Source organism: Streptomyces sp. NPDC047130 (assembly GCF_040643475.1).
GTDB lineage: Bacteria > Actinomycetota > Actinomycetes > Streptomycetales > Streptomycetaceae > Streptomyces.
The window spans coordinates 152,158-163,862 of record NZ_JBEYUK010000016.1; the positions used below are offsets into that span (position 1 = coordinate 152,158).

7 protein-coding genes are annotated in these 11,705 nt (G+C 75.1%); 5 read left to right on the forward strand and 2 right to left on the reverse strand.

Translation table 11 applies throughout. The annotated features are described in order from the left end of the window. Window positions 1-18: 18 nt before the first annotated feature. Window positions 19-1,668, forward strand: coding sequence for an ABC transporter ATP-binding protein (locus ABZ836_RS20375; RefSeq protein WP_361144055.1), 1,650 nt, complete (start codon window positions 19-21; stop codon window positions 1,666-1,668). Beyond that, the gene (locus ABZ836_RS20380) at window positions 1,665-3,446 is read left to right on the forward strand and encodes an ABC transporter ATP-binding protein (RefSeq protein WP_361144030.1); all 1,782 of its coding nucleotides are present in this window, start codon (window positions 1,665-1,667) and stop codon (window positions 3,444-3,446) included. The genes ABZ836_RS20375 and ABZ836_RS20380 overlap by 4 nt, the downstream gene beginning before the upstream one ends. A gap of 120 nt (window positions 3,447-3,566) precedes the next feature. Here the strand turns inward: ABZ836_RS20380 and ABZ836_RS20385 are convergent, their stop codons facing one another. Continuing rightward, window positions 3,567-4,190, reverse strand: coding sequence for a flavin reductase family protein (locus ABZ836_RS20385; RefSeq protein ID WP_361144032.1), 624 nt, complete (start codon window positions 4,188-4,190; stop codon window positions 3,567-3,569). A gap of 458 nt (window positions 4,191-4,648) precedes the next feature. On the opposite strand from ABZ836_RS20385, the gene ABZ836_RS20390 reads away from it, so the two are divergent. Next, window positions 4,649-6,313: a M4 family metallopeptidase gene (locus ABZ836_RS20390; RefSeq protein ID WP_361144034.1), complete on the forward strand. Its 1,665-nt coding sequence runs from the start codon at window positions 4,649-4,651 to the stop codon at window positions 6,311-6,313. Window positions 6,314-6,396: 83 nt separating this feature from the next. Continuing rightward, complete coding sequence (locus ABZ836_RS20395; RefSeq protein WP_356136871.1) at window positions 6,397-6,909, forward strand: DUF1990 domain-containing protein; 513 nt, start codon at window positions 6,397-6,399, stop codon at window positions 6,907-6,909. A 47-nt stretch (window positions 6,910-6,956) separates the two neighbouring features. On the opposite strand, the gene ABZ836_RS20400 is transcribed toward ABZ836_RS20395, so the two are convergent. Beyond that, a complete protein-coding gene (locus ABZ836_RS20400) occupies window positions 6,957-9,581 on the reverse strand; it encodes a glycosyltransferase family 1 protein (protein WP_356136869.1) in 2,625 nt (874 codons plus the stop codon). A 409-nt stretch (window positions 9,582-9,990) separates the two neighbouring features. Between ABZ836_RS20400 and ABZ836_RS20405 the strand changes: the two genes are divergently transcribed. Then, window positions 9,991-11,705, forward strand: a 1,715-nt coding sequence (locus tag ABZ836_RS20405) for a maltotransferase domain-containing protein (protein ID WP_361144038.1), incomplete at its 3' end; no start/stop codon positions are given.

Here is an 11,705-nt window from a genome sequence, read left to right on the forward strand (position 1 = left end):
CTCTGGTCGATCCTCTGGATGGGCCTCTTCGCGGTCTCCCCCTACCTGCTCGCCCGCGCCGTCGACGACGGCCTGGCGAAGGGCGACACCGGCGCCCTGCTCGGCTGGACGGCGGCGCTGTTCGGCGCCGCCGTGGCCGGGGCCGGCGTCAGCCTGGTGCGGCACCGCACCATGACCAAGGTCCGGATGGACGCCAACTTCCGCACCGTGCGCGTGATCCTGGCCCAGTCGGTGCGTCTGGGCCCGGCCCTGTCGCGCCGGGTCTCGGCCGGGGAGGTCATGACCATCGGCGTGGGCGACGTGCAGACCATCGCCGGGGCGCTGACCGTCGTCGGGCCGGGCGTCGGCGCGATCGTCTCCTACCTGCTGGTGGCCGCCCTGCTGTTCTCGGTCGCCCCGCTCCCCGCGGTGGTCGCGCTCCTCGGGGTGCCGGCGCTGGCCCTCCTGCTGGGCCCGCTGACCGCCCGCCTCCAGTCGGCGGAGACGGTCTACCGGGAACGGCAGAACGCCCTCACCGCGCGGATCGGCGACCTGGCGGGCGGCCTGCGGGTGCTCAACGGACTCGGCGGCAAGGGGCTGTTCGCGGACGCCTTCCGCCAGGACTCGGCACGGCTGCGGGAGCAGGGATTCCGGGTGGGCGCGGTCACCAGCTGGATGCAGTCCCTCGCCCTGGGCCTGCCCGCCGTGCTGCTGGCCGCGGTGGTGTGGTCCGCCGCCCGGCCCGCCGCCCTCGGCGAGATCACGGTCGGCCAGCTGGTGTCCGTGTACGGCTACGTGCTCGCCCTGATCTACCCGGTGTTCTTCCTGGTGGAGGGGACCCAGCTGCTCAGCCGCGGCGTGGTCGCCGCCCGGCGGGTGGTGGCCTTCCTCGGGCTGGAGCCCGACTCCGGGCCGCCCCCGTCCGAGGCACTGGACGCGCCCGGCGGACCGGCCGTCCTGCACGACCCCGACTCCGGCGTCACCGTGCGGCCCGGTGCGCTGACCGCGCTGGCCTGTGCCGACCCGGCCGACGGCGTGGAGGTCCTGGACCGGCTGGGCGGCTACACCGCCACCACCGCCACCTGGGGCGGCGTGCGCCTGGACGCGATCGCCCTGCCGCGGGTGCGGGAGCGGATCCTGGTCGCCGAGTCGGAGGCCGACCTGTTCACCGGACCGCTGCGCGCGCTGCTCGCCGGGGGCGCCGGGCCGGACACGGACGAGGCGCTCTCCGGCGCCCTGAGGACGGCCGCCGCCGAGGACGTGGTGCGCGGGCTGCCGGACGGGCTGGACTCCCGGATCGACGCCCAGGGCCGCAACCTGTCCGGCGGCCAGCGCCAGCGGATCCGGCTGGCCCGGGCCCTGGCCGCCGACCCCGAGGTGCTGCTGCTCGCCGAGCCCACCTCGGCGCTCGACGCCCACACCGAGAACCTGGTGGCCGAGCGGCTGCGCGCCGCCCGCGCCGGCCGGACCACGGTGGTCACCTCCACCTCGCCGCTGCTGCTCGACCGCGCCGACGTGGTCCACCTCCTGGACGGCGGCCGGGTGGTGGCCTCCGGCCCGCACCGGACGCTGCTCACCACCGAGCCCCGCTACCGTTCCCTGGTCGCCCGCGAGTCCGGCGGGCAGGCCGGCGCCGGGGAGCGGCCCGGGAGCGGGGGCCCGGCCGGGAGCGAGGAGATGGCCCGATGACCACCACGCCCTTGGAAGGTGCTCCCGCCGAGGCGCACGCCCTTCCCGTGGCCGGGCCCGCGGACGTCCGCAGGGCGGCGGCCCGGCTGATCCGGCAGGACCGGCGTTCCTTCGCCGGCGTCGTGGCGCTCAACTCCGCGGCGGCGCTGGCCGGTCTGGCCGCCCCGTGGCTGCTGGGGCGGATCGTCGACGAGGTCCGGGCGGGGGCCGGGGTGGCGGTCGTCGACCGGCTGGCCCTCGCCATCGTGGCCGCGGCGGTGGTGCAGTTGCTGCTCTCCCGCTGGGCCCGGTACGCCGCGCACCGGATGGGTGAGCGGACGCTGGCCCGCGTGCGGGAGACCTTCGTCGACCGGTGTCTCGCCCTGCCGGCCTCCGTGGTGGAGCGGGCCGGCACCGGCGACCTCGCCACCCGGGGAACGGCGGACGTGGCGGCCGTGGGCACCACCCTGCGCGACTCCGGGCCGCAGATCGTGATCGCCTCGGCGCAACTGCTGTTCCTGCTGGGCGCCGCGGTGGCCACCGACCCGCTGCTCGGCGGCTGCGCGCTGACCGGCCTGGTCGCCGCCCACCTCGCCACCCGCTGGTACCTGCGCCGGGCGCCCGCCGCCTACCTGGCCCAGGGCGCGGCGGACTCCGGCGTGGCGGAGATCCTGTCCGCCACCTCGACCGGCGCCCGCACCGTCGAGGCGTTCCGGCTGGGCGACGCGCGCCTTCGCGCGGGGCGGGAGGCGCTGACGGTCGCCCGCGCCGCCCGGATGCGGACCCTGCTGCTGCGCAACGTGTACTTCCCGGCGGTGGAGATCGCGTACAGCCTGCCGCTGATCACCGTGCTGCTGGTGGGCGGGTGGCTGCACCTGCGGGGCGCGGTGACCCTGGGGACGGTGCTGACGGCCGCCTTCTACATGCGGCAGATCGAGGCGCCGCTGGACGAGGTGCTCAGCCACGTGGATCAACTCCAGTCCGGCGGCGCCTCGTTCGCCCGGGTGGAGGGCCTGGCGCGGGCGCCGATGAGCAACGGCGAGGAGCTCTCCGCGGAGCCGGAGGACGACCGGATCGAGGTGCGGGGCGCCCGGTACGCCTACCCGGGCGGGCCGGAGGTGCTCGGCGGGGTCGACCTGGTGGTGCGCCCCGGTGAGCGGCTGGCGGTCGTGGGGCCGTCCGGGGCGGGCAGGACCACGCTCAGCCGGCTGGTCGCCGGGATCGACGCTCCCACGGCGGGTTCGGTGACGGTGGGCGGGGTCCCGGTGGTGTCGCTGGCCCCGGAGCGGCTGAGGCGGCAGGTCGTGCTGGTCACCCAGGAGCACCACGTCTTCCTGGGCACCGTGCGGGACAACCTGCTGATCGCGGAACCGGAGGCGTCGGACGCCGAGTTGTGGGCGGCGCTGCGGTCGGTGGGCGCGGAGTGGGTGTCCGCGCTGCCGGACGGGCTGGACACGGTGCTGGGCGGGGACGCGTACCGGGCGTCCGGTCCGCAGGCGCAGCAGCTCGCGCTGGCCCGGGTGGTGCTGGCCGACCCGCACACCCTGGTCCTCGACGAGGCCACCGCGCTGCTCGACCCGGCGACGGCAAGGCACGCGGAGCGGGCGCTGGCGGCGGTGCTGGAGGGGCGCACGGTGATCGCGATCGCCCACCGCCTGCACACGGCCCACGACGCGGACCGGGTCGCCGTGATGCGCGACGGCCGCCTCACCGAACTGGGCCCGCACGACGAACTCGTCGCCGCGGGCGGCGAATACGCCTCCCTCTGGCGCACCTGGCACGGCACCCCCACCCCCTGACCCCGGCCCCCCTGCGACGCCCCGAACCGCGGGACGGGAGCCCCGCACGCACCGCCAACGGCCTGGTGCGCGTACCGCCTCCGCTCCCGGGTGGCCGGCCCGCGCGGCCGGCGCGCGGGGTCAGCCCTCGGTCCGCTCCCCGCCGGTCCAGTCCTCGTACCGGATCCTCCGCCGGTCGTGGACGACCGTGGTCGCGCCCCACTCGTTCCCGCCGAGGCGGGACAGCGGCCGCAGGCGGCTCAGCTGCGGGTGCCCGTGCTCGTCCAGCGCCTCCTCCGCGACCGCCACATGCCGCACGCGGCCGAAAACCACCGTGCAGTCGCCGATGGCCGTCGTGTCGTAGAGCCCGCACTCGATCGCCACCGGGGAGCCCGCCACCCGCGGCGGCGCCACCGTCGCGGAGGGCTCCGGGGCGATCCCCACCGCCTCGAACTCCCCCACCCCCGGCGGGAAGTCGGTGGCCGTGTCGTTGACCGCCGCGAACTGCCCCTCCGCGGCGAAGTTGACCACGAACTCCCCGGTGGCGAGCACGTTCCGCAGCGTGTCCTTGACGCCGACCGAGGTGAACTGGACGACCGGCGGATCCGTCGAGGCCACCGTGCAGAAGCTGTGCGGCGCCAGGTTGGCCACGCCCCCGGCGGACAGCGTGGAGACCCAGGCGATCGGCCGCGGCACCACCACCGCCGTCAACAGCCGGTAGAAGGCGCCGGGTTCCAGGGACTCGGGAGCGAAGTCGACACGCATGCCGGCCAGTATCCCCCGCCTCCTCGCCCTCCGTCCCCGCCACCACCCCTCCGGCGGGACCCCGGGTTGCGGCGCTTTTCGGCCAAGCACCTCCGGCGCCTCGCCCCGCCCGCGCCCGCCGGGCCGGTTTACCGAGCCATGACCCCCTCCCCCCGGGCGATCCCTGCGCCCCAAGGGGCGTACAGGCGACGCGCACCGCGACTTTGACCCGCCTTTACGCGCGACCGGGCCGCTCTTGGCCGCCGCTTTGCCGCCCCCCGACCCGCCCCGCCCACCCCGGCCCTTCACCCACCTGCCGGTTTCCGGTCAACCTGTCGTCGTGGTCATGACATCAAGGTGATGCCGGTGCCACAGTTCCACCGCGGCCCGGCCGCACCGGCACCACCAGCACCCCCTCCCCCGCCGCTCCCCGGACCGACGCGACCACGCCGGTCCCGGCCCCCACACGAGGAGATCGCGTGTCCGCTCTCTACACGCGTCACCGGCGCACCGCGCTGGCCGTCGCCACGGCGCTCGCCGCAGGCTCCCTGCTGATCACCGGCGGCACCGCCACCGGTGCCCCCGAGGACTCCGCCGCCTCGGCCGCCGCGCAGGCCGCCGCCGCCCCCGCCGCGATGCCGGTGCAGCTCTCCCCCGCCGCCCGCACCGCCCTGCTCAAGGCGGCCGAGGGCCGCACGGCGGACACCGCGAAGGCGATAGGCCTGGCGTCCTCGGAGAAGCTGGTCGTCCGCGACGTGGTCCAGGACGGCGACGGCACCCTGCACACCCGCTACGAGCGCACCTACCAGGGCCTCCCCGTGCTCGGCGGCGATCTGGTCGTGCACACCTCGCCCTCCGGCGAGCGGAAGGGCGTCACCAAGGCCACCAAGGCGGAGATCAAGGCCGACCTGTCGGCCGAGGTCACCGCCGGCAAGGCCGAGAAGCAGGCGCTGTCCGCCTCCGAGGCCTCCGGCTCCGAGAGGACCGCCGTGGAGCACGCCCCGCGCAAGGTGGTCTGGGCCGCCGACGGCGAGCCCCGGCTGGCCTACGAGACCGTGGTCGGCGGGTTCCAGTCCGACGGCACCCCCAACGAGCTGCACGTGATCACCGACGCCGCCACCGGCGAGAAGATCTACGAGTACCAGGGCGTGCACACCGGCACCGGCCGGACGATGTACTCCGGCAGCGTCACGCTGAACACCACGCTCTCCGGCTCCACGTACCAGCTCACCGACTCCACCCGCGGCGGCCACAAGACGTACAACCTGGCCCGCGGCACCTCGGGCACCGGCACCCTCTTCACGGACGCGGACGACATCTGGGGCACCGGCGCCGCCTCCAGCTCCTCCTCCGACCAGACGGCCGCCGCCGACGCCGCCTACGGCGCCCAGAAGACCTGGGACTTCTACAAGAGCACCTTCAACCGCAGCGGCATCAAGAACGACGGCAAGGCCGCCTACTCGCGGGTCCACTACGGCAACGCCTACGTCAACGCCTTCTGGCAGGACTCCTGCTTCTGCATGACCTACGGCGACGGCGCGGGCAACACCCACCCGCTGACCTCGCTCGACGTGGCCGCGCACGAGATGACCCACGGCGTCACCTCGGTCACCGCCCGCCTCAACTACAGCGGCGAGTCCGGCGGCCTCAACGAGGCCACCTCCGACATCCTCGCCACCGGCACCGAGTTCTACGCCGCCAACTCCACCGACGTGGGCGACTACCTCATCGGCGAGAAGATCGACATCAACGGCAACGGCACGCCGCTGCGCCACATGGACAGGCCGAGCAAGGACGGCAAGTCCCAGGACTACTGGTCCACCACCACCAACAGCGTGGACGTGCACTACTCGTCCGGCCCGGCCAACCACTTCTTCTACCTGCTCTCCGAGGGCAGCGGCGCGAAGACGATCAACGGCGTGAGCTACAGCTCGCCGACCTACAACGGCGCCGCGGTCGCCGGCATCGGCCGCGCCAAGGCGCTCCAGATCTGGTACAAGGCGCTCACCACGTACATGACCTCCACCACCAAGTACGCGGGCGCCCGCACCGCCACGCTCAACGCCGCCACGTCCCTGTACGGCTCCGGCAGCGCCGAGTACAACGCGGTGAACGCGGCCTGGGCCGCCGTCAACGTCAAGTGACCCTCGCACACGGGTGAATTCTCGAACGATTGACCGGCACCCGGCGGGCATATGCCCCCGGGTGCCGCTTAGTCTTGGGCCTCATGTCCTTCACCTACGAGGACGTCGGCGCCACACGCGACGGCGGCGTCCCCTGTCCGCCCGGCTACCACTCCGTGCACGAACGCACCCGCATCGGCGAGGGCGAGGACGTCTTCCGCCGTGCCGCCGAGGCGTTGACCACCTGGCGGATGCACCGCGAGATGGGCGTGGGGATCACCGCCTCCGCCGAGCGGGCCGCGCCCGGCGTGGACGTCACGGTGACCCTGGCCGGCATCGTCAAGGCCCCCTGCCGGGTGGTGTGGACGGCGGACGAGCCGCGCCGCGTCGGATGGGCGTACGGGACGCTCCCCGGGCACCCCGAGTCCGGCGAGGAGGCCTTCGTGGTCACCCGCACGGGTGACGGCACGGTCTGGCTCACGGTCACCGCGTTCTCCCGTCCCGCCAAGTGGTACGCGAAGGCGGGCGGCCCGGCCGTGCGCGGCTTCCAGCACGCCTACGCCAGGCGCTGCGGGGTGGTGCTGCGCCGCCTCGCGGACCCGCCGCAGGAGTTCTGAGGCGCCGGCGGGGGCCGTGAGCGGCCCCCGCCGGCGTACCCGGAGCGTCAGCGCATCAGCACCCCGGCCGCCTCGACCATCTCCTCCGCGGGGAGCGCCACGAGCCCGAGCTCCGCGCCGGAGGCCAGCAGCCGGTGCGCGGGCAGCACCCGCACGGTGTAGCCGAAGGGCCCCGTCCGGTCCAGGGTCAGCGGGCCCTCGTAGACCCAGTTGCCCTCGGTGTCCGGGCTGGTGGAGGCGGGCTTCAGCGGGACCGTCGTGGGGGCGGTGAGCCGGTCCTCGGCGTCGACCCGGCCCGCCGCGGCCTGGACCTCCACGTCCTCCGGGGCGAGGCCGCCGAGCCCGACCCGCACCCGCAGGGTCAGCGTGGCGCCCAGTTCCGCGGTGGTCGCCGCGGACGAGGTCTCCACGTGGCCGACCCGCACGGCGGGCCAGCCGCCGCGCACCCGGGCCTTCCAGGAGGCCAGTTCGGTCGCCGCGTCGGCCGTCATGGCCCGGTGCGACCGGGCCGCCGGCGCGTACAGCCGCTCCACGTACTCCCGCACCATCCGGCCCGCGAGCACCTTCGGGCCCAGGTGGGTCAGGGTGTGCCGGACCATCTCGATCCACCGGTCCGGCAGCCCGCTGTCGCCGCCCTTCTCGTAGAAGCGCGGGGTGACCCGGCGCTCCAGCAGGTCGTAGAGGGCGGCGGCCTCCAGGTCGTCCCGCCGCTCGGGGCCCGTGCCGGTGCCGTCGGCGGTGGGGATCGCCCAGCCGAAGTCGGGCTGGTACCACTCGTCCCACCAGCCGTCCAGCACCGACAGGTTGAGCCCGCCGTTGAGCGCCGACTTCATCCCGCTGGTGCCGCACGCCTCCAGCGGGCGGAGCGGGTTGTTCAGCCAGATGTCGCAGCCCGGGTAGAGCTTCTGCGCCATGCCCATGCCGTAGTCGGGCAGGAAGACGATCCGGTGCCGCACCCGCGGGTCGTCCGCGAACCGCACCAGTTCCTGGATCAGCCGCTTGCCGCTCTCGTCGGCCGGGTGGGCCTTGCCGGCCACCACGAGCTGCACGGGCCGTTCGGGGTGGAGCAGCAGCGAGCGCAGGCGTTCCTGGTCGCGCAGCATCAGCGTGAGCCGCTTGTAGGACGGCACCCGGCGGGCGAAGCCGATGGTCAGCACCTCGGGGTCGAGCACCCCGTCGATCCAGCCGAGTTCCGCGTCGCCCGCGCCGCGCTGGCGCCAGGAGTCGCGCAGCCGCCGCCGCACCTCGTCGACCAGCTGCCCGCGCAGGGACCGCCGGAGCTGCCAGATCTCCTCGTCGGAGATGTCCGCGACGGCGTCCCACCGTTCGGAGCCGCCGACGCTCAGCACCTCCTCGGCCCGCCGCTCCCCGACGCCGCGCGCACCGAGCCGCAGGACCTCGGGGGCGACCCAGGTCGGCGCGTGGACGCCGTTGGTGACGGAGGTGATCGGCACCTCCTCGGGGTCGAAGCCGGGCCAGAGCCCGGCGAACATCTCCCGGCTGACGCTGCCGTGGAGGACGGAGACGCCGTTGGCCCGCTGGGCGAGCCGCAGGCCCATCACCGCCATGTTGAAGACGCCCGGGTCTCCGCCGGGGTAGGTCTCGGCGCCGAGCCGGAGCACCCGGTCAACGTCGACCCCGGGCAGCTCGGCGTCCGGCCCGAACTGCCGGGCGACCAGGTTGCGGTCGAAGCGGTCGATGCCGGCCGGCACGGGCGTGTGGGTGGTGAAGACGGTTCCGGCCCGGACCGCCTCCAGGGCCGAGTCGAAGTCCAGCCCCTCCCGCACCAGTTCGTGGATGCGCTCCAGGCCCAGGAAGCCGGCGTGACCCTCGTTGGTGTGGAACACCTCGGGCTGCGGGTGGCCGGTGAGCTCGCAGTACGCGCGCACCGCCCGGACACCTCCTATGCCCAGCAGCATCTCCTGCAGCAGCCGGTGCTCGCTGCCCCCGCCGTACAGGCGGTCGGTGACGCCGCGCTCGCCGGCCCCGTTGTCCTCGACGTCGGAGTCGAGCAGCAGCAGCGGGACCCGGCCCACCTGGGCGACCCAGATCCGGGCCCGCAGCGAGGTGCCGCCCGGCAGGGCCAGCGAGACGTGGGCGGGGGTGCCGTCGGGCCGGGCGAGCGGGACGAGGGGCAGCTCGTGGGGGTCGAGGACCGGGTAGTGCTCCTGCTGCCAGCCGTCGCGGGAGAGCGACTGGCGGAAGTAGCCGTGCCGGTAGAGGAGTCCCACGCCGATCAGCGGGACCCCGAGGTCGCTGGCGGCCTTCAGGTGGTCGCCGGCCAGGATGCCGAGACCGCCGGAGTACTGCGGCAGGGCGGCGGTGATGCCGAACTCCGGCGAGAAGTAGGCCACGGCGGCGGGCAGCCCGCCGTTCTGCTCCTGGTACCAGCGGCCACCGCCGGTGTACTCGGCGAGGTCCTCGGCGGCGGCGTTCAGCCGGGCGAGGAACGCGTCGTCCTCGGCCAGCTCGGCGAGCCGGGCCGGCGGGACGCTGCCCAGCAGCCGCACCGGGTCGTCGCCGCAGGCCGCCCAGCGTTCGGGGTCGACGGACCGGAACAGGTCGCGGGTCCCGGCGTGCCAGGACCAGCGCAGGTTCCGCGCCAGGTCGCTGAGTGGCTGAAGGGGTCGGGGGAGGACGGGACGGACGGTGAATCGACGGATCGCCTTCACGTTTCCACCTCGGCTGGGCGTGCGGAAAGGGGGGACACATCCGTATGAATGCGTCCCCGTCGTCACCCTTGACGGTATCCGCGTGACGGCGGATCAACCACGGCGCACGGTTCTCCGGCGTGCCGCCGGGGCACACGGAGCGCGAAACGCGGGGCAGGCGGGTGAAATAGCCGGGGCGCGGACGGGCATACGACGATCGGCGTACAAGTCCGTCTCGTCTCCATCCGGTACAGGACCGGTCTTGTGCTCCCGAAAGGCCATGAGTAGTTAACAAAGCGCCGGATTGCTCACCCGAAGAGGGTGGGAAGGCTCCCCCGTACCCCTTTCGGTGGCTCTCGCGGGAACCACCTCCCCCCACCCGTCCAGCATCTCCCCATCCGCCCACCCACGTTGACGCGGAGGAGTGGTCATGCCCGCCACACATCGTCAGACGGCCCCCCGCCAGGAACCCGACGCCGCGACCCGCCCCCGGCCGCAGCCGCCCCGCGCGGCTCCCGCGGCCGACGGCTCGGCCCCGGCGCAGACCCCGCCCCCGCGCGCCGGGGGCGCGACCCGGCCCGGGGACCCCGCCCCGCAGCACACCCCCGCCGAGGACGCCGCGGCGGAGGGCGGGGCCACCCACCATCCCGGCGACCCCGGCGGAGCGGAGTCCCCGGGCCCCGCGGACGCCGGCCCCGCCGCGCCGCCCGCCGGCCCCGGCGGAGCCGGATCCCTGGGTCCGCCGGGAGCCGGTGGCGCCACACCCCCGGCTGCGCCGGAGGCCGGAACCTCGACCGAGGCAGGGCCTCCGGCCGAGGCGAAGGCTCCGCCCGAGGCCAGGGCTCCGGCCCGGGCGAAGGCTCCCACCAGGGCCAAGGCCAAGGCCAAGGCGCCGACCGGAACCGGCACACCGGCCGACGCGAAGGCCCCGACGAAGGCGGAGGCCCCTTCCGGCGCCAAGACCCGGAGCAAGGCCGGGGCCCCCGCCGGCGCCAAGACGCCCGCCAAAGCGAAGGCCCCCGCCAAGGGGAAGCCCCCGGCCAAGGCAAAGGCGAAGGCGGGGAAGGCCGGCGGCACCCGGGCTCCTGGAGACGCCGCACGGACGACCGGCGGCCTCGCGCCGACCGTGGGCCGCATCCCCGTGGAGGACGTCCGCCCCCGCGTCGCGGACGGCCGGCGGCCCGCCAAGGCGGTGACCGGCGAGAGCTTCGAGGTCACCGCCACCGTGTTCCGCGAGGGCCACGACGCCGTCGCCGCGAACGTCGTGCTGACCGACCCGGACGGCACCCCCGGACCGTGGACGCCGATGCGCGAGGTCGCCCCCGGCACCGACCTGTGGGCCGCCACCGTGACCCCCGACCGCCCGGGCCGGTGGAGCTTCACCGTGGAGGCGTGGAGCGACCCGATCGGCACCTGGCGGCACACCGCGGGCATCAAGGTCCCGGCCGGGATCGACACCGAACCGGTCCTGGAGGAGGGCGCCCGCCTGCACGAACGCGCCGCCGGGGACGTCCCGCCGGGCCCCGCCCGGGACGCGGTGCTGGCCGCCGTGGCCGCGCTGCGCGACGAGGACCGCCCGGTGGCCTCCCGGCTCGCCGCGGCCCTCGCCCCCGAGGTGACCGAGGCCCTGGACGCCCACCCGCTGCGCGAACTGGTCAGCCCCGCCGAACCGCTGCCCCTGCTGGTGGAACGCGAACGGGCCCTGTACGGCGCCTGGTACGAGTTCTTCCCCCGCTCGGAGGGCGCCGTGGTCCCGCAGGACGGGCCACCGGTCAGCGGGACCTTCCGCACGGCGGCCGAGCGGCTCCCGGCCGTCGCCGCGATGGGTTTCGACGTCGTATACCTTCCGCCGATTCACCCGATCGGCCTCAACCACCGCAAGGGCCGCAACAACACGCTGACCGCCCACGAGTGGGACGTCGGCGTGCCCTGGGCGATCGGGTCGCAGGAGGGCGGGCACGACGCCGTCCACCCGGACCTCGGGACGCTGGAGGACTTCGACGCGTTCGTTGCGAAGGCCGCCGAGCACGGCCTGGAGATCGCGCTGGACTTCGCCCTCCAGTGCTCCCCCGACCACCCGTGGGTGGAGAAGCACCCGGACTGGTTCCATCACCGCCCGGACGGGTCGATCGCCTACGCGGAGAA

What these genes read in the sequence shown, in the direction of transcription:
- ABZ836_RS20375 (WP_361144055.1), top strand. Translation starts at nt 19, where the DNA reads ATGGGCCTCTTCGCGGTCTCCCCCTACCTGCTCGCCCGCGCCGTCGAC.
- ABZ836_RS20380 (WP_361144030.1), top strand. Translation starts at nt 1,665, where the DNA reads ATGACCACCACGCCCTTGGAAGGTGCTCCCGCCGAGGCGCACGCCCTT.
- ABZ836_RS20385 (WP_361144032.1), bottom strand. Translation starts at nt 4,190, where the DNA reads ATGCGTGTCGACTTCGCTCCCGAGTCCCTGGAACCCGGCGCCTTCTAC.
- ABZ836_RS20395 (WP_356136871.1), top strand. Translation starts at nt 6,397, where the DNA reads ATGTCCTTCACCTACGAGGACGTCGGCGCCACACGCGACGGCGGCGTC.